The 25,080-nt window shown below is 30.5% G+C and carries 27 protein-coding genes; 4 read left to right on the forward strand and 23 right to left on the reverse strand.

The window, feature by feature from the left end; genetic code table 11:
* Positions 1–27 precede the first annotated feature (27 nt).
* Together HW276_RS08465 and HW276_RS08470 are read left to right on the forward strand one after the other, a co-directional pair.
* Entirely contained in the window at positions 28–381 is a 354-nt protein-coding gene (locus HW276_RS08465) for an AtpZ/AtpI family protein (protein ID WP_147004134.1), read from the forward strand.
* Between the two features lie 42 nt (positions 382–423).
* A complete protein-coding gene (locus HW276_RS08470) occupies positions 424–828 on the forward strand; it encodes a hypothetical protein (RefSeq protein WP_010128485.1) in 405 nt (134 codons plus the stop codon).
* A gap of 190 nt (positions 829–1,018) precedes the next feature.
* Here the strand turns inward: HW276_RS08470 and HW276_RS08475 are convergent, their stop codons facing one another.
* The 17 genes from HW276_RS08475 to HW276_RS08550 all read right to left on the reverse strand — a co-directional run bounded on the left by HW276_RS08475 (position 1,019) and on the right by HW276_RS08550 (position 17,847).
* Positions 1,019–1,966: an acetyl-CoA carboxylase carboxyltransferase subunit alpha gene (locus HW276_RS08475; protein WP_010128486.1), complete on the reverse strand. Its 948-nt coding sequence runs from the start codon at positions 1,964–1,966 to the stop codon at positions 1,019–1,021.
* Positions 1,967–2,000: 34 nt separating this feature from the next.
* Positions 2,001–2,852 carry an acetyl-CoA carboxylase, carboxyltransferase subunit beta gene (gene accD / locus HW276_RS08480; RefSeq protein ID WP_178938137.1) on the reverse strand — a complete coding sequence of 284 codons (852 nt, stop codon included), beginning with the start codon at positions 2,850–2,852 and terminating at the stop codon, positions 2,001–2,003.
* Positions 2,853–3,157: 305 nt separating this feature from the next.
* The gene (locus HW276_RS08485) at positions 3,158–3,805 is read right to left on the reverse strand and encodes an RluA family pseudouridine synthase (protein WP_255460421.1); all 648 of its coding nucleotides are present in this window, start codon (positions 3,803–3,805) and stop codon (positions 3,158–3,160) included.
* Positions 3,806–3,849: 44 nt separating this feature from the next.
* The gene (locus HW276_RS11855; RefSeq protein WP_255460422.1) at positions 3,850–4,092 is read right to left on the reverse strand and encodes a S4 domain-containing protein; all 243 of its coding nucleotides are present in this window, start codon (positions 4,090–4,092) and stop codon (positions 3,850–3,852) included.
* A gap of 21 nt (positions 4,093–4,113) precedes the next feature.
* A complete protein-coding gene (gene rodA / locus HW276_RS08490) occupies positions 4,114–5,220 on the reverse strand; it encodes a rod shape-determining protein RodA (protein WP_147004138.1) in 1,107 nt (368 codons plus the stop codon).
* A 53-nt stretch (positions 5,221–5,273) separates the two neighbouring features.
* Positions 5,274–6,494 (reverse strand): pitrilysin family protein, encoded by a 1,221-nt coding sequence (locus HW276_RS08495; protein ID WP_147004139.1) that lies wholly within the window; start codon positions 6,492–6,494, stop codon positions 5,274–5,276.
* A 153-nt stretch (positions 6,495–6,647) separates the two neighbouring features.
* On the reverse strand, positions 6,648–7,724 hold the full coding sequence (locus tag HW276_RS08500; RefSeq protein ID WP_178938138.1) for an LptF/LptG family permease: 1,077 nt from the start codon (positions 7,722–7,724) through the stop codon (positions 6,648–6,650).
* Between the two features lie 13 nt (positions 7,725–7,737).
* Positions 7,738–8,835, reverse strand: a complete 1,098-nt coding sequence (locus HW276_RS08505) for an LptF/LptG family permease (RefSeq protein ID WP_147004141.1) — start codon at positions 8,833–8,835, stop codon at positions 7,738–7,740.
* Between the two features lie 65 nt (positions 8,836–8,900).
* Positions 8,901–9,482: a CvpA family protein gene (locus HW276_RS08510; protein ID WP_147004142.1), complete on the reverse strand. Its 582-nt coding sequence runs from the start codon at positions 9,480–9,482 to the stop codon at positions 8,901–8,903.
* Between the two features lie 10 nt (positions 9,483–9,492).
* Positions 9,493–10,590: an alanine racemase gene (alr, locus tag HW276_RS08515; RefSeq protein ID WP_147004143.1), complete on the reverse strand. Its 1,098-nt coding sequence runs from the start codon at positions 10,588–10,590 to the stop codon at positions 9,493–9,495.
* A 66-nt stretch (positions 10,591–10,656) separates the two neighbouring features.
* On the reverse strand, positions 10,657–11,628 hold the full coding sequence (gene secF / locus HW276_RS08520) for a protein translocase subunit SecF (RefSeq protein ID WP_178938139.1): 972 nt from the start codon (positions 11,626–11,628) through the stop codon (positions 10,657–10,659).
* Positions 11,618–12,835: a protein translocase subunit SecD gene (secD, locus tag HW276_RS08525; protein ID WP_178938140.1), complete on the reverse strand. Its 1,218-nt coding sequence runs from the start codon at positions 12,833–12,835 to the stop codon at positions 11,618–11,620. Before secD ends, secF begins: the two co-directional genes overlap by 11 nt.
* Positions 12,836–13,132: 297 nt before the next feature.
* Complete coding sequence (ruvX, locus tag HW276_RS08530) at positions 13,133–13,549, reverse strand: Holliday junction resolvase RuvX (RefSeq protein ID WP_178938141.1); 417 nt, start codon at positions 13,547–13,549, stop codon at positions 13,133–13,135.
* Positions 13,550–13,647: 98 nt separating this feature from the next.
* On the reverse strand, positions 13,648–16,263 hold the full coding sequence (gene alaS, locus HW276_RS08535) for an alanine--tRNA ligase (RefSeq protein WP_178938142.1): 2,616 nt from the start codon (positions 16,261–16,263) through the stop codon (positions 13,648–13,650).
* A gap of 51 nt (positions 16,264–16,314) precedes the next feature.
* Positions 16,315–16,935, reverse strand: coding sequence for a Type 1 glutamine amidotransferase-like domain-containing protein (locus HW276_RS08540; RefSeq protein WP_370464636.1), 621 nt, complete (start codon positions 16,933–16,935; stop codon positions 16,315–16,317).
* 13 nt (positions 16,936–16,948) lie between these two features.
* Entirely contained in the window at positions 16,949–17,683 is a 735-nt protein-coding gene (lptB, locus tag HW276_RS08545; protein WP_178938143.1) for an LPS export ABC transporter ATP-binding protein, read from the reverse strand.
* A 26-nt stretch (positions 17,684–17,709) separates the two neighbouring features.
* Entirely contained in the window at positions 17,710–17,847 is a 138-nt protein-coding gene (locus HW276_RS08550) for a hypothetical protein (protein ID WP_178938144.1), read from the reverse strand.
* A 332-nt stretch (positions 17,848–18,179) separates the two neighbouring features.
* Here HW276_RS08550 and HW276_RS08555 point away from each other — a divergent pair, with 332 nt between their 5' ends.
* A complete protein-coding gene (locus HW276_RS08555; protein ID WP_178938145.1) occupies positions 18,180–18,560 on the forward strand; it encodes a hypothetical protein in 381 nt (126 codons plus the stop codon).
* A 142-nt stretch (positions 18,561–18,702) separates the two neighbouring features.
* Here HW276_RS08555 and HW276_RS08560 read toward each other — a convergent pair whose 3' ends face one another.
* The 4 genes from HW276_RS08560 to HW276_RS08575 form a co-directional block, all read right to left on the reverse strand.
* Positions 18,703–19,407, reverse strand: coding sequence for a radical SAM protein (locus HW276_RS08560; RefSeq protein WP_178938146.1), 705 nt, complete (start codon positions 19,405–19,407; stop codon positions 18,703–18,705).
* 47 nt (positions 19,408–19,454) lie between these two features.
* Positions 19,455–20,177, reverse strand: coding sequence for a queuosine precursor transporter (locus HW276_RS08565; RefSeq protein WP_178938147.1), 723 nt, complete (start codon positions 20,175–20,177; stop codon positions 19,455–19,457).
* A gap of 248 nt (positions 20,178–20,425) precedes the next feature.
* Positions 20,426–21,157 carry a tRNA1(Val) (adenine(37)-N6)-methyltransferase gene (locus HW276_RS08570; RefSeq protein WP_178938148.1) on the reverse strand — a complete coding sequence of 244 codons (732 nt, stop codon included), beginning with the start codon at positions 21,155–21,157 and terminating at the stop codon, positions 20,426–20,428.
* A gap of 68 nt (positions 21,158–21,225) precedes the next feature.
* On the reverse strand, positions 21,226–21,945 hold the full coding sequence (locus HW276_RS08575; protein WP_147004153.1) for a YebC/PmpR family DNA-binding transcriptional regulator: 720 nt from the start codon (positions 21,943–21,945) through the stop codon (positions 21,226–21,228).
* A 199-nt stretch (positions 21,946–22,144) separates the two neighbouring features.
* Between HW276_RS08575 and HW276_RS08580 the strand changes: the two genes are divergently transcribed.
* A complete protein-coding gene (locus HW276_RS08580; protein WP_178938149.1) occupies positions 22,145–23,029 on the forward strand; it encodes a fructose bisphosphate aldolase in 885 nt (294 codons plus the stop codon).
* Between the two features lie 198 nt (positions 23,030–23,227).
* Here HW276_RS08580 and HW276_RS08585 read toward each other — a convergent pair whose 3' ends face one another.
* The gene (locus tag HW276_RS08585) at positions 23,228–23,764 is read right to left on the reverse strand and encodes an adenylyltransferase/cytidyltransferase family protein (RefSeq protein ID WP_178938150.1); all 537 of its coding nucleotides are present in this window, start codon (positions 23,762–23,764) and stop codon (positions 23,228–23,230) included.
* 118 nt (positions 23,765–23,882) lie between these two features.
* On the reverse strand, positions 23,883–25,079 hold the full coding sequence (gene pncB / locus HW276_RS08590) for a nicotinate phosphoribosyltransferase (RefSeq protein ID WP_178938151.1): 1,197 nt from the start codon (positions 25,077–25,079) through the stop codon (positions 23,883–23,885).
* Position 25,080 lies beyond the last annotated feature (1 nt).

The raw sequence follows: 25,080 nt of genomic DNA on the forward strand, positions 1-25,080 counted from the left end.
TTTATAAAATAAAAAAGAAGGTAACTTATGAAAATTGAAAATGAAGAAAACAAAAAAAATGATTCAACTGAAGAAGAAAGAATAAAAGAAGAAGAAAAAAGAAAACAAAGACTTTTTGAAATAGAAAAAAAACTCGGAAGGCATAACAATGACAAGGCAGTAAAAAATAAAAGAAATAATAAGATTATGAAATATTTTGCCCTTGCAACGAATATGGTTTATATTCTTGCTCTGCCAATTTTGATTATGCTCGGTTTTTATTTGCTTTTGAAAAAATATTTATTTAAAACGGATCAGCCAATTGTCCTGATTATTTTTCTTATTTTAGGGGCTATTTCAGGATACTGGTCGCTTATAAAGCAAATAAATAATATAAAATAATTTCTAAATTTCAATATAAAAGGAAAGAAAGGAAATACAGAAATGCTGGAAAAAATGCCTGAAAATATAAAAAGTGCATACATTATCTCAATTTTTACTATGATATTTTTCCCTCTTTTAGGAATATTTTTCAATTATTCTGAACTTTATTTCGGTTACTTAGTTGGAGCAGTAATTTCGGCAATAAATATAAATTTACTTATAAACGGCGTGGAAAAAATTCTATTTTTTCAAGACAAGCCTAAATTACGGGGAAATTTAGAATATTTAAAGCGGATGGCAATCTTTTGCCTTGGAATGTTTATTGTTGGAAAAATCAGCCAAAAATACTTCCCAAATCACGTTTTAACAAATATTTTAGCAACTGGCATTGGAGTTTTGAACTTTAAATTTTCGTATTTTTTGTATCATTTTGGAAAAAAGTTTTTCTTAAAAAATAAAGAATAAAATAATTTTTTATTTTAAAATAAGGGGCCTTGACCCCTTTCTAACACTATTTCCTCAGAATAGTAAATTTATTATAGACTCTGTTTAACAAAGTTTTGACCTCTTGCAATAAAACAAATAAAACATGTCTTCTTTTTTCTAATATGGTTCAGTATGATAATAAATCTACTGACTTTAATTCTCTAAAAAATTACTCTTCAAAAAAATCTCCTATTCTTCTATATTTTTCATATCTTTTTCTCAATAATTCACGTAACGAATATTTATCGATTCTCTTGAATTCCTCTACAACTGCAGCCTTCAAGTTTTGAGCCATTTCTTCAAGGTTTCTGTGCGCTCCTCCCAGCGGCTCCTTTATAATTCCATCTATAATCCCTAAACTTTTTAAGCTGATTGCATCCATTTTTAAACTTCTAGCAGCTTCTGGCGCTTTTGTTGAATCATTAAACAGGATTGAAGCGCATCCTTCAGGAGAAATAACTGAATATACACTATTTTCAAGCATCAAAATAGAATCAGCAACTCCAATTCCCAATGCTCCTCCACTTCCACCTTCACCAATTACAACCGACACAATCGGCACACGCAGTCCAAACATTTCTTCAAGATTTTTAGCAATAGCTTCACCTTGCCCTTTTTCTTCGGCTTCTATTCCAGGATAAGCTCCAGCTGTGTCAATTAATGTTAAAACCGGCAATTTAAAACGTTCTGCCATTCTCATTAATCTCAATGCCTTTCTATATCCTTCAGGACTTGCCATACCAAAATTTCTGTAAAGGTTTGAATCAATGTCTCTTCCCTTTTGATGCCCGATTACCATTATTTTGTATCCATCAATCATTGCAAGTCCACCGACAATTGCATGATCATCCTTAGATAACCTGTCACCGTGAAGTTCCACAAAATCCTGTGTCAGCTCATTTATATAATCTAAAGTATACGGTCTTTGCGGATTTCTTGAAATTTGGATTCTATTCCAGGCATCCATTTCATTTTCCTCAAAATCCTTATATTTATCTTCCAGTTTTTTTTCAAGTTCTGTAATCTGAGCAGAAAAATCAATGTTTTTTTCAGCTGAAAATGCCTTTAACTCCGATATTGCTTCTTCCAATTCCTTAATTTCATCTTTTATACTCATCTTTTTTATCCTTTCATTTGAAAAATTTTTAAATTTACACTAATTTTTCCAATACTCTGTAAATCGTTGTTTTCAAGTCTTTTCTTTCTGAAATTATATCAACCATTCCGTGTTCCAATAAAAATTCTGCCCTTTGAAATCCCTTCGGCAATTTTTGGTTTACCGTTTGCTCAATAACTCTAGGTCCTGCAAAAGCGATGAAAGCATTTGGCTCTGTTATAATCACATCTCCAAGCATTGCAAATGAAGCTGTAACTCCACCAGTAGTAGGATCAACAGGCACAGAAATGAATGGAATCCCCGCATCATTTAATTTTTTTACTGCTCCTGAAGTTTTTGCCATCTGCATAAGTGATAAAATCCCCTCCTGCATTCTAGCGCCTCCTGAACTTGAAACTACCACAACAGGTATTTTCCTTTTCAGGCCACGTTCCATTGCCCTTGTAATTCTCTCTCCAACAACAGAACCCATACTTCCACCCATAAAGCTAAATTCCATCGCAGCAATACTAACTTCTATTCCATTAATTTTCCCAGTTCCGCTTATAACTCCATCCAGCATACGGCTTCGTTCACGTGATGTTTCCAATTTTTCCTCATATCCTGGAAAATTTAACACATTTTTAGAATTAAGCGTCATATCCTCTTCTATAAAAGTTCCTTCATCAATCAAAAGTTCAATTCTTTCAAATGCTGTAAGCCTAAAATAATTTCCACATTTTGGACATACATTCAGATTATTTTTCAAATCCTCATTGTAAATGATTTCATTACATTGATTACATTTTTTCCACTTATTGTCATCCACAATATCCACCGTCAATTTTGACTTAGATGTAAGCGTAACATACTTTTTTTTTGATTTTCTGCTTGAAAACAAACCCATTTTTTTCACCTCTCAAAAATTTTATTTTTTATAACAAAGTTATTTTAAAATTAAACTTAAAAATTATAACTCCTTTACTCAAATATATTTGCAGTAAATCCGATAAAAAAACACAAATCATACTTATCACTTTGAAACAAGGAAGTCTTAACTCCTTACACAATAAATTCATTACCAAAATGAAAAATAGTATAATTTTATTTGATACTAATATAGTTTGAGCATAAACCTAAATAACAGGTGTTATAATACTATTATATCATACATCATTTCCATTAGAATAAAATTTGAAAAAATATACACTCCTAAAAAAATACTCTATCTAAAATCGAAAACTTATATTCATCAAACGAAAGAAAATAGCAGCAGAGAAAAAATCTGTCACTTCCATCCTTTATTCCATACTTCTTATCTCCAACTATGAAAAGCCCCTTATCAGCCAGCTGAGCCCTAATTTGATGCTTCCTCCCAGTAATCAGCTCAATATCCAAAAGCGAAACATCCTTATTTTTCCCCAGTAAATCCAATATTTTCTTCTGATTTTTCAATTTATCAATATTTATATATTTAAAATAAGTAATGCTTTTTTTAGATTCCCTTGAAACAGGATTTTCAGAAACAATAACCCTATTTTCAGCCGTTGTCAAATAATTTTCAATTTTAAAATCTTTTTTATTTTTAAATTCTCCATTATGAACAATCGCAAAATATTTTTTATGAACTTCATTTTCCCTAATTTTTTCAGAAATATATCTCAAAAACTTCAATGTTTTACATCCGATAACAAGTCCCGACGTTTCAAAATCAATTCTATTTGCAAAATTAATATTCTCACTTTTATAAATTTTTTTAAAAACTTCACTGAGTCCATATTTATGCCCTGTTCCCTTATGCATCGGGATTTTTTCCGCCTTATTTACAATAAAAAAATCTTCATTTTCAAAAATAACCATTTTTTTATATTTTTCAAGCTCATTTTGAGAAATTTGCAGTTTTTTTATTTTATTTTCTGCTTTCTCATTTTTTTAATATTTCCTATTGATAAATTTTTTATTATAACTTTATCATTTAATAACAGCCGATAATTTTCCTTCGACTTTTTCCCATTAATTTTTACATCTCCAGATCTTATTGCACCAAAAATCCTGCTAAGCGGCTCATTTTTAAAACTTTTCCTCAAGTATCTATCCAGCCTCATCCCTTCCATTTCAGAATTTACAATAATTTCATTCTTTTCCAAAAATTTCTCCCATTTTTTAAATTATTTATTGTTATGAATTTTTATACTTTCCACTATTCCTATTATAATAAACGAAGCTAAAAATGAACTTCCTCCATAGCTCATGAACAATAGGGGTTTTCCTGTAACTGGCACAAGTCCAATTGTCATTCCTACATTTACAACTACGTGCATAAATATTACACCTGCCAAGCCATACAGTATAAGCCTGCCAAAACTGTCCTGTATAATTCGGGTAATCCTCATTATTTCCAAAATTAATCCGAAATATAGAAGTAAGACTAGTGTGGATCCAAAAAATCCCATTTCTTCAGATAATACTGAAAAAATAAAATCCGTCTGCGCTTCAGGAAGAAATTCCAATCTGCTTTGGCTTCCCTGTAACACTCCCTTACCTAATGCACCTCCTGCTCCAACTGAAATTTTTGACTGGATTACGTGCCATCCGCTTCCTTTTTTATCCTTTTCAGGGTGTAAAAATGTTTCTACACGATCCCTTTGATAACTGCTAAGTACAAATCTATAAACTGGATAAACTGATAACATTACTACAATTCCTATTATCCAGATTGGCTTCATATTTGCTTCATACAGAAAAATCATAAATAAAAATGCAGAAATTGTTATTAATGTCGTTCCCAGATCAGGCTGTATTAAAATAAGCAATATAAGAGGCATTGCTGGCAGAATTGAACCAACAATATCCTTTAAGTTGTTAATTCCATTTTTATATTTTTCTACAATCCAGTAGGCAATAACTAGAATAATTATCACCTTCACAAATTCCGACGGCTGCAGCTGAAATGGCCCAAGTGCAATCCAACGTTGCGCTCCAAGAGTCTTTTTTCCTGCAAAACGTACAAGCAGCAGCAATATTGCCCCAATTCCGTAAATATGCCAAATATACAGCTTTATATGTCTATAATCAAATGCGGCTATAATAAACATCAATATTGTCCCTATAACAATCCATAAAATATTTTTACCAACCATTCCGCTTTGTCTTGTCGCACTATATACAAATACTGTGCTAATTGTCACAAGTGCATAAACTATCAGTAAAATCATTTTGTCCATACGAAAAATATTATTTTTCAGATCTTCAATTATTCTTTGACTTTGAAACATTCTCTTCTCCTAACCCTATTTTTTAATTATCATAAATTCCTTTTAACTTTACCTTACTTTTTAATATTTCCAAGAACCGTAATATTTTCTGTTAAATATCCAGTTTTTGCAAAATTATTCACATCTTCAAGTTTTACTGAATTTACTTCATTTTTTATCTTTTCTGCATCTAATATTTCATTTTTTCTAATATAGTAATTTCCCAAAATTCCCATTCTTGAACGTGGATTTTCCATTGAAAATGCAATTCGGCTCATATATTTATTTTTTGCCTTTTGAAGTTCATCTTCTGTTACTCCACTTTCACGTAATTTCTTAAATTCTGCAAGTGTTATTTCTATTGCCTTTTCATAATTTTCCAGATTTGTCCCAATATACGTTGATGTCAAACCTCCAGAAAGGTAATACTGATTAAATGTGTAAACAGAATATGCAAGCCCATTTTTTTCACGAATTTCCTGAAAAAGTCTAGAACTCATTGAACCGCCGATAATATTTGCTAAAATATCAGTATATATTTTATTTTCACTGTTATAATCTTCACTTTGATGTGAAATGCAAATATTAACTTGATTTATATCCTTTGAAACAACTCTTTTTCCAGCATTAAATGAAAACTCTGTCTTCTCACGTCTATTAACCTTCTTATCAGCCAGCTTTCCAAAATATTCATCTACTTTCTGAATAATTTCATCCTTATCAAAATTTCCAGAAACAACAATTAAAATATTATCCTTAGTATATCTTTCCCTGTAATATTTTCTGATTTCCTCTGCTGTAAATCCCTTCACGCTTGCCTCTGTCCCAATAATAGGCTTTCCATACTGCCCATTTATGCAATCTGCATAATTCATCTCGAATACCAGGTCATCTGGCGAATCCTTATACATTTTAATTTCTTCCACAATTACATCCTTTTCCTTTTCCAATTCCTTTTCATCAATCGTAGAATTTATAACAATATCAAACAAAATATCAACAGATTTTCCCAGAAACTGTGTCAAGGCATTTATATAAAAAACAGTTTCCTCCTTTGTCGTATGCGCATTCACATTCGCCCCAAGATAATCAATCTCATCTGAAATTTCAAAATAATTTCTATTAGGAGTCCCCTTAAAGATCATATGCTCTAAAACATGTGAAATTCCTTCTTCTGTATCACTTTCATCCCGTGATCCTGTTTTTACAAATACACCAACTGAACAAGTAGAAATACTTTCTAATTTATCAAAAATAACTTCTATTCCAGTATTTGTCCTTATTTTTTCTATCATTTCAATCCTCTCTCAATCCTTATTTTACACTAAACTCTATTTTAAAAACAGAATTATATTTTATATTATATGCTAACAATAGTTTCTGACCCTTTGCAAAGAGTCCACTGTTTGCACATGAAACAGTATTAAATAAAAAAATAATACTACATATTAATATTCCGAATCTCTAAATAATTTTATTCCAACTACAAAAAATACAATTAACGGAATAAAGCAAGCCGCATAAATTGGAACTGTGCCTGCAACTGCCATTGAACGCAAAATCGTGCTGATACCGTAATAGGCATAACCTATTATTACAGATAATCCAATATTTAACGCAGCTCCCCCCCTTACATATCTACTTCCAAGTGAAAGTCCAATTAAGCACATGACAAATGATGACAATGCAAAAGATATTCTATAATAAAATTCTATTCTTAAATTTAAGGAATCTGCTCCGACCCTTGTAAAATAGACTGTTTTCTCACGTAATTCAGGCATTGTCAAATTTTTAGCCTTTACTGGACTTGCCAGGACATCTTCCATACTTGCAACAAACCTGAATTTCTTTGTATCCGCAGGCTTTGTTAAATTAGTCCTGCTGTCATATTCCTTTAAACCTTTAAAAGTCCATACATTTGTTTTCGGATTAATTTTTGCAAATGGCGAAGTATATATCTTGCTGATTTTACTAAATCCCTTTTCAAATTTAAAAATTTCAATATATTCCATTGTTCCAGTATTTTTATTTACATTTTCACTATACAGAACTGTCTTTTTATCAATTTTTACGAAAACGAATTTCTTTTGCGCCCTTACAGGCTCCTTATTATCAATTTTAAGGGACTTTAAATTTTCTTTCTTAGTATTTGATTTCCCTAATATGTCATAGTTTATCCAAAATACTCCCATACTTACAAGAAATGAAAAAATCATAGGAAATAACACTATTCTTGCAAAACTTATTCCACTTGTTTTCATTGCGGCAATTTCCAGCTGTTTTGCCATCTTGCTTATACACAGCAGGCTTCCCAGCAATACTCCAAGAGGAGCAGTATTTGTTATAATTTCAGGTGTTCCATATCTCAGATACTTTATGGCATCGTGGCCTTTAAGCTTTCCATCCATAATCCATCCTGTCAAGCTGATACTTTCTGCTAATAAGAAAATCAAAAAAAACATCATCATACCCAAAAGGAAACTTTTTACATAATTTGAAATTATATACTTGTCTAATTTGTTCATACTCCTCCCTTCGTTATTTTCCTCTATATTTCTTTATTGAGAAATATATACACAATATAAATAAAACAAAATTAGGAACCCACATTGCAATATTTGCAGGCACATTATTCTTCAGTACCATAATTTTTGCATAACTTGCCATTCCTATATAACCAAATATAACGATTAAACTTACACCAAAACTTATTCCTCTTCCACTTCTTCTATGCCCAACTGAAAGAAGCACTCCAAGCCAGCATAAAAATGTACTTGCTAGCGGGCCTATAAGCCTTTGGTAAATTTCTACCTGTGCCTTTAAAGCTGTTTCCTTTTCTCCAGGCTTGTTTATATTTTCCTTATAAAATTTATTTAACTCTTTTATATTCATTTCCTTACGGCTTTTTTTCACTTCCTTCTTGCTTTCTCTAAAAAAAGTAGTAATAGGTATTTCCTGTTCCATATACTCAGCTGAAACTTGATTGCTGCCATCTTTTTCAAAAGCATACCCTTTTACTTTGCTCAAATTTATGATTCCTGGATCAAATCTTGCATTTTCAGCCAAAAAAACTATTGGATAATGGTTATCCCCACGTTTATTTATTATTAGAAAGTTTTTTGCTGTTGCCGCTTCATTATTTACCTCATCAATATAAAAACCAAATCCCTTTTCTTCATTTGTCAGAAATACTTTTTCTTCCGTCAGTGAACTAGGCTTTGAAGCAAGCACCTGCTTTGTCTGAGCATTTATATTTTCCAAGGCACGGGGATTTACATAAATTTCAAGTCCTAATCCAATCAATGTTAACACTACACCAAAAATAAATGCTGGTCTAAGTATTCTAAAAAGCCCTATTCCAGAACCTTCCATTGCAACAATCTCATTTGTTTCTGAAAGTCCGCCATAGACAAGCATTACTCCAAGAAACGCTCCCATCGGTATTGTCTGCACAAGAACTCCTGGCATTGCATAAAATAGATAGTCTATTATGGATATAAACGGCAAATCACTTGCAAACAGACGCTCCATAACTTCCATTACAACATTTAACATCATAATAAATGTAAATATGCTAATTCCAAACAATGACGGCAAAATAAGTGAATTGTAAATATACCTGTCAATTATTTTCATTTTTATCAATTTTCCTTTTTTATTTTTCTTTTATTCCATTTTTTTCATAAATTTTTTTATTTATTTTAATTAATCTCTTTTGATTTTTCAAATTTATCTGGTTCTGGATTTTCATAATCATGTAAAACATCATTTATTACTTCCTTTTCCCGTTGACTTATAACATATCTCTTCACATCATTTTCTATAAATCCAGGAAAAGAATCCGTAAACCTTAGTGCATATTTTGTCATAATCTTAATGCAAATACTTTTATTCCTTGCATTTTTTATGCTTTTACTTTTTAGAGAGCCTGCAATTACTACAATGTATACAATAATTGCAACAAAAAACAATTTCATTATTCCAAATATCATTCCAGACAATTTATCAAATTTATTTATTTTTATACTCTTTAAAAATTTTTTATTAATTATCAAAATAGCAGAATAGGCAAGATATTGGATTGCAACGATTACAATAAATACTTTCAACTGATTTTGAGACTTAATTCCCTCTGAATCCAGAAAAAATTTATAAACATAATTTGTTATAAAAATAATAAAAATATACTTAAACATATTAAAAAATTCCAGCGAAAAACCTCTCCTGTACCCAAGAAACATAAATATTATCAGCAAAACTACAAATCCAATATCCAGTATCATTTTTTTACTCCTATTTTTCTACATAAATTCTAGGCACCCTTTGACTTATTCCACATAAAATCTCATACGAAATAGTGCCACACAATTCAGCAACTTCCACAACACTTATATTTTCACCAAAAAATTCCACAACATCGCCTTTTTTAGCTTCATCCTTTAATTCATCAGGAAGTAAAATCATAAGCTGATCCATACAAACACGTCCTGCAATTTTACATTTATGCCCTTTATAAAAAACATAGCCTTTATTTGACAAATCACGCCTTACTCCGTCAGCATACCCGATGGAAACAGTCGCATAAGTTTCCCCAGCTTTTCCAAGATAAGTATTTCCATAACTTATAAAGCTGTCTTCCTTTAATGTTTTTATATAGCTTATTTTAGCAAAAAGAGACATTACAGACTTAAATTTATACGGTGCAGTTTCCTTATCTGTAACTCCTCCATAAATTATAATTCCCGCTCTCACAAAATCCTGTATGCTTTCTTGAAATTTTAAAGTTCCAAAACTGTTGTGCAGATGTCTGTATCGTATTGATGGTATCCCACTTGATATTTTTTCACACATTGCTTTAAATTTTCTTTCCTGCAATTTTGTATATTCTTTGTCGCTGTCAGATGATGAAAAATGCGAAAAGATTCCTATTGGATTAATATGTTTTACATTTTTAAGAATTTTATTTAATTGTTCCACTTCGCTTTCTTGAAATCCTACACGTCCCATTCCTGTATCTATCTTTATAAACACGTCTACAGTTTTCCCGTTTTCTTTTCCAGTTTTTTCCAAAAATTCTATTTCTTCAAAATCTGTCACCATAAAATAAATCTTCTTGTCAGCAATGAGATCCATATATTCATTTTCCACAGGTCCTAATATCAGCACCATAATATCATTATGAAGTTCCTTTATTTTCAGCGCTTCATCACTTGTCGCCACAGCAAAATTCTTAATTCCCTTTTTTATTAAAGCGTCACAGATTTTTAACATTCCATGCCCATAAGCATCTGCCTTTATTACCGCTATTATTTTCTCTTTAGGCACAATTTTCTCAATTTCATCAATATTGCTATACAAATTATTTATATTTATTTCTGCCCAGCATCGCATTTTTCATTTCACCTTCTAAACTTATCATTTTATTTTTTATTTTATCCTATCTTTCAAACAATTTAACTAAACTAAAACTTTATCCTTTTCATCATATCCATTTACTGTTTTTCCTGAATGGTTTGTAGTATCTTTAGTTTTTGGCTCATCTTTACCTTTTTTCATGATATAAACCAAAGGACTTGCTACAAATACTGATGAATACGTTCCAACTAACATTCCCACAAACAATGTCATACTAAATGTCTTTAACGTATCTCCCCCAAGAATAAGAAGTACAATTACAGAAAATAAAGTAGTCAATGAAGTATAAATCGATCTTGTAAATACTTGATTTATAGATTTTTCTATTATTTCACCAAATGACATTGAAACTTTATTTCTTCCTGATCTATTTTTCTTAATATTTTCCCTAATTCTGTCAAATACGACAATCGTATCATTAATGGAATATCCCAAAATTGTAAGAATTGCCGCAATAAATGGAGTATCTATTTCATATCTAAGCATTGTAATAACCCCAAAAGCAATAATAACATCGTGAATTAATGCCACAATTCCCGCTATTGCATAAATAAACTCAAATCTTACTGTAATATAAATAATAATCAATATACTTCCTATCAATAACGCTTGAAATGCATTTGCTGTTAATTCCTTACCAATTACCGCACCTACAGTTTCATTTTTTACAACTTCAAATTTTCCAGTATTTTGTTTTAATTCTGACATTACTTTTGCTTTTTGAGTACCGCTCATTTGCTCAGTTCTTATAATAACTGTATTATCCGTATCAGAAAACTGTACTCTTTTTGCCTTCATTTGAGGAATTTTCCCAATTAAACTGTTTAACGTGCTATTTACTGCATTTTGATCTATTTTTTTACTGTATTTCAGTTGAATTAATTCTCCACCTTTAAAGTCAACACCTAAATTTAATTTTATAGTAAATAGTGAAATTAGTGAAATTAAAACCATTACCGTTGAAATTCCCAAATAAAGTTTTCTATTTTTAATAACTTTCAAATTAATCTTCATTATTTAAAGCTCCTTTCCAGAACAACTGCTCTCTTTTTATCTTAAACACCTGTATAAACAATCTTAAAAATATTTTTGATACAAATACCCCTGTAATTACCGTAGCAACCACACCAAGTGACAATGTTACAGCAAAGCCTTTTATTGGCCCTGTTCCAAAGAAGAATAATACAGCCGCCACAAGTAACGTTGTTATATTTCCGTCAATTATCGCAGGAAAAGCATTTTCATAACCCTTTTCCACTGCATCGTGCAGCGATTCTCCAAACCGCAGTTCATCTTTTATTCTTTCATAAGTAATTACATTCGAGTCGACTGCCATTCCCAATGTCAAGATAAATCCTGCAATTCCAGGAAGTGTCAAGGCCGCTCCAACTCCACTAAGCAATCCTAAAACTAGAACTCCATTTATAAGAAGCGCAATATCTGCCACAATTCCAGGTATTTTATAAATAGCAATCATAAATACTGAAATTACACATAAAGCAATTAGTCCAGCTACTCCAGTCTGTTTTATCGAATCTACTCCAAGTGTCGCACCAACCGTTCTATTTTCAACAATTTTTATTTCCACAGGCAACGCTCCTGATTTTAATAGATTTGCAAGGTTATTTGCTTCTTCCATTGAAAATCTTCCAGTTATAACTCCACTTCCTCCACTAATTTCACTGTTAATCGTAGGAGCCGACTGTTCTTTATTATCCAGCATTATTGCCAGCTGCTTTCCAATATTCTCTCTTGTAATCTTAGCAAAGGTATTTGCCCCTTGCGAACTCAATTCAAAACTAACTGATGGCATTCCCATTTGATCTCTTGTTACCCCTGCAGATTTTAAGGCAGATCCTTCCAAAAGCACAGGTCCATAAGAACCATCCCTATTTTTTATTCTAAACTCAAGTTTTGCAGTCGTACCAATTAATTCAACAGCCTTTTGAGGATCTTTTATTCCCGCAAGCTCCACTATCAATTTATCATTTCCACTAAGCTGAATAACAGGTTCAGCCACCCCAATACTGTTTACCCTTCTTTCAATAATACTTTTAACTTTACTCATCGTATCAGGCTCAATTTTCCCCTGTGCCTGCAATACAACTGATGTTCCACCTCGTAAATCAAGCCCCAATTTTATTTTATTCAATGCTAAAATAACAATTGGAACAATAATAACTACAAGCAGCCAAATATAATGTGATTTTTTATTTTGCATTTTTTCATCCTTTCTTTTTTTATTTTATTTAAATATCTATTCTTATAAATATGTTTAATAAATTTTAAAATAAATATACTTTTATTACTCTTTAAGTTTTATTTATTTTTAAGTTTCTTTAAGCAAGAATATCAAACACCATGTCCTTTTGCTTTACGCAAAACTTTCTTACAAAAGAGAAATAGAACTTGCTTTTCAATTTCAATTATCTTTAATACAAATAAGTGAACTACTCCCGCCTATAGAAGTCGGTAACTTCTTGCTATTTTTTTGTTAAAAACTCTATATTTAGACTTTTTAAGCTAATGTATCCAAATATTTTTGTAAAATTATCGAAGCTGCCACCATATCCACAACTTTTCTTCGCTCTTTACCATTCTTTTTAGAATAATTTTTCAAATAATGTTCCGCTTCTGTCGTCGTATATCTCTCATCCACAAAAATAATCTGAATTCCTGGTATTTCTTTTTTTAACTCTTCCACAAATTCTTCCACTTTTTCAACTTGACGTTTTTTTGAACCATCAAGACTTTTCGGCATTCCTACGACAATTTTTTTCGTACCTTCATCATCTAAAATCTCTTTTATTCTTGCAATCGGATCTATTTTCGTCCTATCAATCACTTCAAGAGCAGTCGCAAGAATTCCCAAAGGATCGCATTTCGCAACCCCAATTCTCACATCTCCGACATCAAGTCCAATAAATTTTCTCATCTTTTTCTCATTTCTAAATTTTATTATTCAAATTATGAATTAATTTTTCGACAAGGGGATAAACCCCTTGCTAATTGGCATTTATTCAATCATATAAATTACAATTTTTCATTTACAAACTCAAATGCTTTATCAACAGCTTCTTTTACAGCATTTCCATCTTTTCCACCAGCCTGTGCGAAATCAGGTCTTCCTCCACCGTTTCCACCAGCAACTTGAGCCGCAACTTTTACTATTTCTCCAGCTTTTACTTTTGAAATCAAGTCTTTTGTAACTCCAACTACAAAAATCGCTTTTCCATCATTATTTGTTCCCAAAATAATAATTCCAGATTGAAGTTTTTCTTTTCCTCTATCTACGATTTCTTTTAATTCATTTACATCTTTATTTGCAAATGCAGCTTTTAATACTTTTACTCCATTTATTTCATCTACATTTTCAAGTAATTCATTGATTTCATATTTTACTAATTTAGTTTGTAATTGCTCATATTCTTTTACGATATTTTTAGCTTCTGCGATATATTTCTCTACAACGTCAACCACATTTTTTCCATCAGTTTTCAACATTCCAGCAACTTTACTTAATTTTTCTTCAAATTTATTAACATATTTCAAACTTGCATGTCCTGTTGTTGCTGTAATTCTACGAGTTCCTGAAGCTATTCCACTTTCAGATTCAATATTAAATAATCCGATTTCTCCAGTAGATTTAACGTGTGCACCTCCACAAAGCTCGATTGAATATCCGTCAATTTCAACGACACGAACTACATCTCCATATTTATCAGAGAAAAGTGCCATTGCTCCTCTTTTTTTCGCATCTTCAATATTTTCAAAATCAATTTTAACTTTCAAGTTAGACAAAATAATGTCATTTACAGATTTTTCGATTTTTTCAATCATTTCTGGCTCAATTGCTTCATAATGTGAAAAGTCAAATCTCAATTTTTCATCATCCACAAGCGAACCAGATTGCTCAACGTGAGTCCCTAAATTTTCTCTTAAAACTTTATGTAAAATATGTGTTGCAGTATGGTTTCTTTGGATATCTTTTCTACGATCCGCATCAATTTTCATTTTTGCTTCTGCACCAACTGCTGGAGCAATTCCTTTTTTAACCTCAACTTGATGAATAAACACATCATGTTTTTTCACAACATTTACAACTTTTCCTTCAAATTCTCCAGAAGTAATAATTCCAGTATCCGCAACTTGTCCTCCTGATTCCGCATAAAATGGTGTTCTATCAAAAATCACTTCATATCCTGAAATCCCTTCACTTTTAGCAATATGCAAAATCTTTCCTTCATCTTCAAATTTTTCATATCCTGTAAATTCAGTTTTTCCATGTTCTTCAAAGAATTTATCAATAAAGTCATCTTTTATCATATCTGAAACCGTAACTCTACTATTTTTTGATCTTTTTACTTGTTCTTCTAATTTTTGATTAAATTCTTCTTCAGAAACTTCATACCCTTGATTTTCCAAAATTAATTCTGTTAACTCAAATGGAAGCCCGAATGTGTCGTATAATTTAAATGAAGCATCTGCAGAAAGTTTTTTAATTCCCTCTTTATCCATTTTTTCAATTTCTTCAGTTAGCATTTCGATTCCATTTTTCAATGTCAACGCAAATCTTTCTTGCTCAAGTCTTAAAACTTTTTCAATATATTCTTGTTTTTCAACTAATTCTGGATATGCCTCTTTCATATTTTCCACAACATAAGGCACTAATTTATACAAGAACAAATCATCTTTCGTAATATCCAATTTTTGTTTCGCAACGATTCCCGCACCAAATGCTCTTCTTATAATTTTTCTTAAAATATATCCACGACCTTCATTTGATGGCAAAACTCCATCCGCTATCAAAAATACTGACGCTCTAATATGATCCGCAATAACTTTTACCGTAATTTCAAATTCTTCTTTTTTAATATCTAAAACTTTTTCAATGCCTTTTATTATTGGCATAAATATATCAGTTTCAAAGTTATTATCTTTTTTTTGCACAACTGAAGCTATTCTTTCAAGTCCTGCTCCTGTATCAATATTTTTTTTTGGAAGTGGCACAAGTGAACCGTCTTCAAGTCTATTCCATTCAGTAAACACAAGATTCCAAATTTCTAAGAATCTATCTCCTTCATCTCCTGGCTTACAGTTAATTTCTTCATTATTTTTACCCATATTTTGTGTATCGTAGTAAATTTCACTACAAGGCCCACAAGAACCTACAGGTCCAGCTGCCCACCAGTTATCTTCTTCTCCAAGTCTAACAATTCTATCTTCAGGCACTCCAATTTCCTTATTCCAAATTTCATAAGCCTCATCGTCTGTTTTATAAACAGAAACATAAAGTCTTTCTGGATCCAATTTCAAAACTTTTGTTATATATTCCCAAGACCATTCAATTGCTTCTTTTTTAAAGTAATCTCCAAACGAGAAATTTCCCAGCATTTCAAAAAATGTATGGTGTCTAGGCGTTCTTCCTACATTTTCCAAATCATTAGTTCTTATACATTTTTGATAAGTCGTAATTCTTGGAAACGGAGCTTCCTTCTCTCCCAAGAAAAATGGCTTAAACGGCACCATCCCAGCAACCGTCAACAACAAACTTTTATCATCTGGTATTAACGAAGCACTTTCAAAATGTTTATGCTCCTTTGATTTAAAAAAATCTACAAAACTTTTTCTTATTTCATTTCCTGTCATTATTTATCCGAGATTGTAAAAACAACCTCTCTCCTTTCTTAATTTATCTTCTTATTTATTTTTTAATATTTTAAAATCATTATTTTTAATTAATATCGCTTCTTTATTATTTATTAATTCCAAATCTAATTTATCCTTATACAATTCAACTATTTTTTCAGAACTTTCTGCAAACGGTTCTTCGCCAAAATGAGGAACTAAATAAAAATCTATCAGATTCATTCCTGTATAATCACTCAGTTCCTTTGCCAACATTTTATCATCTGCAAGAGAAGCATATTCGATATTAGGACCTGTTATTACAGACCCTGCCGATTCTCCGATATAAAGCAATCCATTTTCTATTCTTTCCTTCAAATAAGAAATTAAATTTTTTCTTTTCAATTCTTGTAATAAATAAAATGTATTTCCACCAGAAATAAAGATTATCTCTGCCTTCGATAATTTCTCCTTCACTGTTTTTTCTGAAAAAACAGAAATATCAAAATTATCCACTTCATATCCAATATCCTCAAAAGCCTTCTCTGTAAGATACATATAATTCTTATATTCTTCCACATTAGCTGCTGTCGGAATAAATAATATTTTTTTACTTTTAGCATTTTTATCCAAAAATTCTTTTACAAATCCTATACTTTCGTATAAAGATGATGTCAAAATCATATTTTTCAAAAAAATCAACCTCCTAATCCAGCTTGAAGTTATCTCCAAGGTAAACTCTTCTGGCAGTTTCATCATTCGCAATTTGCTCACCAGTTCCAGAAATCAAGATTGTCCCTTCAGCCATTATATATGCTCTTTCAGTAATTCTAAGTGTTTCACGCACATTATGGTCTGTAATTAATATTCCAAGCCCACGTTCCTTTAACTGCATTATTATATTCTGAATATCTTCTACTGCAATTGGATCAACTCCCGCAAAAGGTTCATCTAGCAATATAAAATCTGGATTTGTAGAAATCGTTCGAGCAATTTCCACACGTCTTCGTTCCCCTCCTGAAAGTGCATATCCTAAACTTTTTGCAACATGTGATAATTTAAATTCTTCGATCAAACTTTGCATTGTAGCAATACGTTCTTTTTTAGGAACACCACGCATTTCCAAAACTGAAACTATATTTTCTTCCACAGTCAAATTTCTAAAAACGGATGCCTCTTGTGGCAAATATCCAAGCCCTAGCCTAGCTCTTTTGTACATTGGCAAGTTTGTAATTTCCTGCCCATTATACATAACTCTTCCGTGATTTGGCCTTACAATTCCTGTGATCATATAAAACGTAGTTGTCTTTCCTGCCCCATTAGGTCCAAGAAGTCCCACAACCTCGCCCTTTTCCATCGCAAGGCTTACACTTTTTACAACTTCCCTGTTTTTATATATCTTTTTCAAGCTATCGGCTTCTATACTAATTTTTCTAGCCATATTCTCTCCTACTTATTCTCTTTTTTCTATTCCTTTATAAAAATTCTAATTTTTATTTTTCTTCCTTTTTTTACAAGATTCAAAAATTTCACTCCACTATAAATATTACTATTATTCAATTTTACAGCCTTCATTTTTATATTTTCTAATTTTTTTCTTTTCAATGTCGTTTATTTATTTTAACTTCAATAGATCTGTTCGGCAACTTATCTTTTTTATTTTACAAGAAATCAAAATTCCTTGCTTCAGAACATTTGTTTTATTAAATTCTAAATACATGTAGTTTCCGAGCAAGCCTAATAATTTTAAATTCTTAAAATTATTATTACTTCGATATATTATAAATCATTTTTGCTTTTTTTTCTACTTTTTTTTAAAATTGACTACGTAAAAATTTAACAAATGATTTAATTTAGTAAAAAAATTTGTTTTTAAAATATTTTTATTATATAATTGAAAAAGAAATATAATCGTAAGAAGAAAGGAAATAAAAAAAATGATTTTTTTAGATAAAGCTATTTTGTACTTAACACAAAATATCGAAAAGCCACGTGAAGTAATCGAAGAGGAACTAGAATTTGTAATAAAGCAATGCATTTTAAACTATTTTGTAAATGAAAAGAAAATTGACATTAATGAACTCTCGGATTTAAATGTAACACTTGTCATAGATTTTGAAGATGATGATAAAAATAATAAGACAAAAATGATTGTAGAAGAATACTTATTTGAAATAAATCACAAAAATATGCCATTAGCGAGAACCTTTAGACTTGGAACCGATAACGACCATTATGTCCGGAGTGATTTAAAAGAATTGGAAAATGAAATTGATATGTTTGAAAACGGTATTGGCATTTCCAAAAAAAATAGTTAAAAACTCATACTATTTCACATTTTCACGTAATAAATCCATTATAAATTTTTAATTTTAGCAAGGGGCTAAAACCCCTTGTCATAAAATAAATAAAACATAGTCTTTTTTTTATTAAAATTCAATGTTAAAAATTCGAGTAATTTTATTGAACATACACTCCAAAATCTTTATTGTCAACTAAAATCTCAATATTTGGAACATCTTTATATTTAGGATAAATTTCTGTCAAAAACCAAGCTACAAGCTCTTCATCTCTTTCAATTTCCGTACCATTATTTACAAATACACTTACAACTAGCTCCTTAAAATTTTCCATTCCTTGCTCAATATCGCTTAAAATCTGTTCTTTCGTCTGTCCTTTTGTACAAATCATTAATAGGCACATTTGATATTCGCTTTTTAATTTTTCCAAAACCCTTTCATTTAAAATAAAATTTTTCTTCAAAACCTTAGTCCTATAATCATCGTCAAAAGTTTCCAATCCAAATGCAAATCTTACTTCTTGTTCAGAAAAATATTCTCTAATTTCATTCAATCTATTTAAGTACCCAAAATACGCTTCAAAATAAAGTATTTTTATATTTTTCTCTTTACAAACTTCTCTTATTCTCTCCAATGTCGCACCACTTAGCTCAAACACCGACCCAGAGTTTATAACTTCAAGAACTCCATATTCCCCAGTAACTCTGCTCAAAGCCTCAAAATTTACTTTTTTCATCTCTTCTTCGTCATTCGTATTATCTAAAATGTAATTACAAAAAGCACACTTTCCATAAACACAGCTAAACCCTTTTAATAATACGATTTCACGAGGATTTTTCTCTTTTATTACACTATATCTTTCCATGTTATATATTTATACCTTTTTTATTTTTTCATTTTATTTATTTAATATTAATCACTTATTTTACCTTGTTTTTTCCATAAAGTCGCAATATACACGAACGGTGTATCCAACAGTGAAATTACAATTTTTAATAAATATGTTGAAAATATAATTCCAATTACTGTTTTAAATGGATAAACTCCTGTAAATGCCAAAAATGAAAATACAATATTATCTAAAATTTGGCTTATCATTGTACTTGCGTTGTTTCTAATCCAAATATCTCTATAAGATGGTCTAAATTTTCTAATAAATTGATAAGACCAAATATCAAACGACTGAGAAACTGCAAATCCGCACACACTTGAAATTGCAAGTCTTGGCATGAATCCAAATACTGCTGATAAAGCACCTTGCATTGTATCATCAGGCGAAACTTTTACTTTTAACACAATTTGCATTATAAATGTTGTGAATAACATTGCAGCAAAACCTAGCGAAACCACTTTTCTCGAATAATGTTTCCCTTCGTTTTCTGTCAAAATATCCGACGCCAAATAAATTCCTCCATAAGCAATATTTCCCATTGTAATTCCGTCAAAACCAAACAAAGTCATCATTTTCCCAACTTGAATGTTAGCTAGAACGATTGATAGCGGCACAACTGATAGAAGTCCTCCTTTTCCCCAAAATCTGTAAGCCAGAGCAACTGCTGAAAAATTCAATATTAGATATCCTAGCCATAATAATTCATTTACTCCAAATTGCAGGTGATTAAAAAAATTAAGCATTCATTTCCTCCTTAAAAATTTTTATTTTTTATTTTTTTCTATAATTTAAGCAATAAAAAAAACATACTATCCTTTTGAATAATATGTGTTTCCAAAAGGTTTTTTTTATAGATGGAATATCCCAAACATCGTTATATTTTTTTTATTACAACCATTTATAGTTATTTTTACAGGCTTTTATTATACAAGCATTTGGCAAAAAATGCAAGGAAATAATAATTTTTTTATTCTTTTTTAATTTTTAAGTCCTAACTTTTATACAAATTTTCAATATATTCGTTCTTTTGTCCATTTTCATCATAAACAAAAATTGGCATTTCAACGGAAAATCCCTTCTTAGCATCTTTTATTGCTTCCAATAAGCAAATTTTTGAGTTTTCATTCCATTTTGTATAGCAATTCTTCATTCTTTTCGGCTCTAAATTATATTTTTGTAAAAGCGCTAGAACTTCCACCAGCCGTTCGCTTCGGAACACAATTGAAAAACTGCCCATGTTTTTTAATAAATAGGAAGAAATCTTTATAATTTCCTCAAGTGACAAATTTATATTATGTCTTGCATTTGCCAGCTGCTCCAGGTCATTGGTTTGTGAAATGTCGCCAGTAAATTCAAAATATGGCGGATTTGTAACTATTGTGTCAAATTCATCACGGTTAAAAATATTCTTGTAATTTTTTATATCCTCATTTATTATTTTAACTTGATTCTCAAATTTATTATTTTCAACATTTCTTTCAGCAATTTCCGCCATTGTTTTTTGTAATTCAATACCTTTAATTTGTGCCTTTGAGCGTTGTGCTAGAAGTAAAGCGATAATTCCGCAGCCAGTTCCAATATCAAGAATATTTTTTGTCTTCCTATTAATTTTTACAAAATCAGAAAGTAAAACTGAATCAAGCGTGAAGTTTTGAAAATCATTTCGCTGAATTATTTTCATATTTTTTATTGGAGTAATTGTTTCTTCTCCAGTTTTTTTCATAAAATATGTCTCCTTTTTTTAAAATAAAAAAATAAATGCGGAAATTAATTCCGCAATATCTGTATTTTTTATAATTCTCCAGCATAATTGTGGTGAACTTTTTGAACATCGTCATCATTTTCCAAAACATCAATTAATTTTCTTAATTTTTGTAAATCATTTTCTTCAAGAGTTTCAACTTCAATTGATGGCAAATATTGAATGTCTGCTTCCAATAATTTGTATCCTGCATTTCTTAAGGCATCTGCCACAGCATCAAAGTTTGCTGTTTCAGTTGTAATATAAAAACTGTCTTCCAAAGTTTCCATATCTTCCATTCCAGCCTCAAGTGCCACTTCCATCAATGCTTCTTCATCAATGTCATCTGTTTTTTCAATAATAATTTCACCTTTTCTTCCAAACATATATGAAACTGACCCAGAAACACCAAGATTTCCACCATTTCTATCAAAAGCCATTTTTACAGATGAAGCAGTTCTATTTTTGTTATCAGTAAGAGCTTCTACAATAATAGCAACTCCCGCAGGTCCATAACCTTCATAATTCAATGTTTCAAAGGCTGTTGAACCATCAGTTCCTGCTCCTTTCTTAATTGCTCTGTTGATGTTATCATTAGGCATATTAATCGCCTTTGCTTTTTCAATTGCGTGTTTTAGTGCAACGTTAAATTCAGGATTTTCTCCTCCTCTTGCTGCAACTGTTATAAGTCTAACAAGTTTTGTAAATGATGCGGCTCTTTTTTTATCCTGTGCTTCCTTACGCCCAGCTATTGTACCATGTCTTCCCATTTTTTCCTCCTAAATTGATTATGTAAAATTATATCATAAAAAAAAAGTCTAATCAATGGGAAAATTAAAGGATTTTTTGATTTTAAAAAATTTTATATTTATCCTTGACATTTTTTAAAAAAGTGATATTATAAATATAGAAGTAAAAAAAATTTTGAAAATCAAATTATTTTGTTTTAAAATTAGGAGGAAGATTATAATGAAAGAAAGATTAGAAAGAATGAGAAATGGAAAAGGATTTATTGCAGCATTGGATCAAAGTGGTGGAAGTACTCCGAAAGCCTTGAAATTGTATGGAATTGACGAAAGTGAATATTCTAATGATACAGAAATGTTTGACTTAATTCATAAAATGAGAACTAGAATTATAAAAAGTCCTGCCTTTAATGATAAGGAAATTGTAGGAGCTATTTTATTTGAACAAACTATGGATAGAAAAATTGATGATAAATATACAGCTGACTTTTTGTGGGAAGAAAAAGGAGTTTTACCTTTCTTAAAAGTTGATAAAGGACTAGAAGAATTGGAAGACGGAGTTCAAGTTATGAAACCTATTCCTGGATTGGACGATCTTTTAAAAAGAGCAAACGAAAGACATATTTTCGGAACAAAAATGCGTTCTGTTATTAAAAAAGCATCTCAAACAGGAATTGCAAAAGTTGTAGATCAACAATTTGAAGTTGCAGATAAAATTATTGCAGCTGGACTTGTTCCAATTATTGAACCAGAAGTAGATATCCACAATGTTGATAAAGCAGAATGCGAAACTATCTTGAAAAATGAAATTAAAAAACATCTTGATAAATTGCCTGAAACTTCAAATGTTATGTTAAAAGTTACACTTCCAACAGTTGAAAACTTTTATGAAGATTTGACAAAACATCCAAGAGTTGTAAGAGTTGTCGCATTATCAGGAGGTTATCCAAGAAAAGAAGCAAACGAAATTCTTGCTAAAAATAAAGGAGTTATCGCAAGTTTTTCAAGAGCATTAACTGAAGGATTGTCAGCACAACAAAGTGATGATGAATTTAACAAAGATTTGGCTGAAGCTATTAAAGAAATTTACGAAGCTTCTGTAAAATAATTCTGCATAAAATCAAATACTGGAAATGTGATAAATAACTGTTATTTTGTAAAGGATTAAAAATTATCAAATAAAAACTAGCTCGTTTTAAAATAATGAGCCAGTTTTTTTAGTTGAAAGATAAAAATTGATACACAAGAATAATTTAATGTTTCATTTAACATTATTTAGCAAGGAAAAAATTTTTTATTAATTTTTTTATATTTTAATCAAAATTTCCCTCATTTTTCCAAATTCACTCCAATTTTTTTCATTCACAAATTTCTTCCAACTTTCAAAATCATTTTTTCTCATATATTCTCTCAAAGTGGAAGCATTTATTTTTATGTCATCTCTAGAAATTACAATAAAATTTACAGATTTTTTTATTTTCTCACTAAACCAGCTCTTGCATTTAGATTCTTCTCCATAAACAATACAATCAACTTTTCCCAAAATTTTTTCTGCTTCACAAAATAAATAATCCCCCCATTTTGTAACATTTCCAGCACCCAAGTCAGCGAGTGGAGAAATTATCAATTTATTTTCCACGATTTCATTTCCATAAATTTTTTTTATCAATTTTTCCCTTAGTTCATAGGAAAAAGGATTTTCTATTGTTCCAGATTTATCACTAGAACCGATAAATACCAAAACTTTGTCACATATCTCAAGAGCTTTATTTATAATGTATTCATGTCCTTTGTGAAATGTCTGAAATCTTCCCAGAACCAAGCCTGTCTTATATTTTTTCATTAAAGTTTCTCCGTTTTTTTTTATAAATTAAATATAAAATTTCAAAATTTTTTTATATTTTTACGAGGAGTCAAGATTTCTTGTTGCTATAACTGCTTATTTAAAGATTTAAACTTTTTTAATATTCTTTTTCCCGCTCTAGCCTAAATTTTACTGATGCCTTCAAATATTTTAAATATTTTTCATCATCACACATAACTTTTCCTTCCACATCACTTAATTTGGCAACTGGTCTACCATTTACATACTGAAGTTTGATTACAATATTTAATGGTTTTTCTTTTGTGTCATTAGTTACAAATGTCCCAATTCCAAAAGAAAGTTTAACTTTGTCTTTAAATGTATTGTAAATTTTTTCTGCTTCGTCAAAATTTAGCGAATCGCTGAATAAAAGCATCTTTGTTTTTGAATCTATTCCATATTTTTCGTAGTGATTCAATATTTTTTCAGCCCAAATATATGGATCACCTGAATCATGCCGCACTCCTGTGTAGTTATTTACCATACTTCTGTCAAAATCTCTTAAAAATAAGTCTGTCGTTATTGTGTCGGTAAGTGCTGTCCCGTTATCTCCCTTGTATTCGTCATACCAGTCTTTTAATGCGTAATGATTTGTGTAAGATAGCGGTATTGAGTCGATTCCTTGGTACATTTGGACATACTCGTGTGCATAAGTTCCGATTGGCACTAAATTGTATTTCATTGCCAAAAATACATTGGAAGTTCCTACCATATTTTGAGTTTCGCTGGATAATTTTTTCACTACTTCTTCCTGCCATTCTCTTGAAAGCCGTCTTCTGCAGCCGAATTCAGCAAATTTAAAATTATATTTTTTATTTTTAAAATCCAAAATCTTTTTTTCTAATTTTTCTTTTGCAGAAACAAGCAATTCATCATAATTAAACTTCATTCTAAAATACACTTCGTTAATAATTTCAAGCAAGTAAATCTCAAACTGCATTGCACTAAAAAGTGGTCCAGAGACAATAACTCTAAGTTCTTCATTTTCAAGAACCGTAGTCACATAATCCTTAATCGGATGCCAAAGCCTTAAAAACTCGACATAGTCTGGCTTTATGAATCTTATCGAACGCAAGTAGTTTAATTCTTCATTTTTAAACCGTAAACTGCACAAATGGTCAATTTGATCGTTTATTTCCGTAACCATTTCTTTTGTAAAGAAAATATTTGGAGTACGGCATTTAAAGTGATATTCTCCGACTAAATCAGTATGTTTGTGAAAAATTACCTGGTTCATATTAAATTTGTAAAGATCTGTATCAAGCAGTGATGTTATAATTGGTTTTAATTTCATT

The organism is Leptotrichia sp. oral taxon 417 (assembly GCF_013394865.1).
In the GTDB taxonomy this organism is placed as follows: Bacteria; Fusobacteriota; Fusobacteriia; order Fusobacteriales; family Leptotrichiaceae; genus Leptotrichia; species Leptotrichia wadei_A.

Bases quoted from the DNA above. Each gene is read 5' to 3' on its own strand.
- HW276_RS08465 (WP_147004134.1), top strand. From the start codon at position 28: ATGAAAATTGAAAATGAAGAAAACAAAAAAAATGATTCAACTGAAGAA.
- HW276_RS08580 (WP_178938149.1), top strand. From the start codon at position 22,145: ATGAAAGAAAGATTAGAAAGAATGAGAAATGGAAAAGGATTTATTGCA.
- alaS (WP_178938142.1), bottom strand. From the start codon at position 16,263: ATGACAGGAAATGAAATAAGAAAAAGTTTTGTAGATTTTTTTAAATCA.
- HW276_RS08470 (WP_010128485.1), top strand. From the start codon at position 424: ATGCTGGAAAAAATGCCTGAAAATATAAAAAGTGCATACATTATCTCA.
- HW276_RS08555 (WP_178938145.1), top strand. From the start codon at position 18,180: ATGATTTTTTTAGATAAAGCTATTTTGTACTTAACACAAAATATCGAA.
- rodA (WP_147004138.1), bottom strand. From the start codon at position 5,220: ATGTTTCAAAGTCAAAGAATAATTGAAGATCTGAAAAATAATATTTTT.
- ruvX (WP_178938141.1), bottom strand. From the start codon at position 13,549: ATGAGAAAATTTATTGGACTTGATGTCGGAGATGTGAGAATTGGGGTT.
- accD (WP_178938137.1), bottom strand. From the start codon at position 2,852: ATGGGTTTGTTTTCAAGCAGAAAATCAAAAAAAAAGTATGTTACGCTT.
- HW276_RS08585 (WP_178938150.1), bottom strand. From the start codon at position 23,764: ATGAAAAAATATAAGACAGGCTTGGTTCTGGGAAGATTTCAGACATTT.
- secD (WP_178938140.1), bottom strand. From the start codon at position 12,835: ATGCAAAATAAAAAATCACATTATATTTGGCTGCTTGTAGTTATTATT.
- HW276_RS08495 (WP_147004139.1), bottom strand. From the start codon at position 6,494: ATGATAGAAAAAATAAGGACAAATACTGGAATAGAAGTTATTTTTGAT.
- pncB (WP_178938151.1), bottom strand. From the start codon at position 25,079: ATGAAATTAAAACCAATTATAACATCACTGCTTGATACAGATCTTTAC.
- lptB (WP_178938143.1), bottom strand. From the start codon at position 17,683: ATGGCTAGAAAAATTAGTATAGAAGCCGATAGCTTGAAAAAGATATAT.
- HW276_RS08510 (WP_147004142.1), bottom strand. From the start codon at position 9,482: ATGATACTGGATATTGGATTTGTAGTTTTGCTGATAATATTTATGTTT.
- HW276_RS08500 (WP_178938138.1), bottom strand. From the start codon at position 7,724: ATGAACAAATTAGACAAGTATATAATTTCAAATTATGTAAAAAGTTTC.
- HW276_RS08570 (WP_178938148.1), bottom strand. From the start codon at position 21,157: ATGAAAAAAACTGGAGAAGAAACAATTACTCCAATAAAAAATATGAAA.
- HW276_RS08575 (WP_147004153.1), bottom strand. From the start codon at position 21,945: ATGGGAAGACATGGTACAATAGCTGGGCGTAAGGAAGCACAGGATAAA.
- HW276_RS08565 (WP_178938147.1), bottom strand. From the start codon at position 20,177: ATGCTTAATTTTTTTAATCACCTGCAATTTGGAGTAAATGAATTATTA.
- secF (WP_178938139.1), bottom strand. From the start codon at position 11,628: ATGAAGATTAATTTGAAAGTTATTAAAAATAGAAAACTTTATTTGGGA.
- HW276_RS08505 (WP_147004141.1), bottom strand. From the start codon at position 8,835: ATGAAAATAATTGACAGGTATATTTACAATTCACTTATTTTGCCGTCA.
- HW276_RS08475 (WP_010128486.1), bottom strand. From the start codon at position 1,966: ATGAGTATAAAAGATGAAATTAAGGAATTGGAAGAAGCAATATCGGAG.
- HW276_RS08560 (WP_178938146.1), bottom strand. From the start codon at position 19,407: ATGGAAAGATATAGTGTAATAAAAGAGAAAAATCCTCGTGAAATCGTA.
- HW276_RS08485 (WP_255460421.1), bottom strand. From the start codon at position 3,805: ATGGTTATTTTTGAAAATGAAGATTTTTTTATTGTAAATAAGGCGGAA.
- alr (WP_147004143.1), bottom strand. From the start codon at position 10,590: ATGCGATGCTGGGCAGAAATAAATATAAATAATTTGTATAGCAATATT.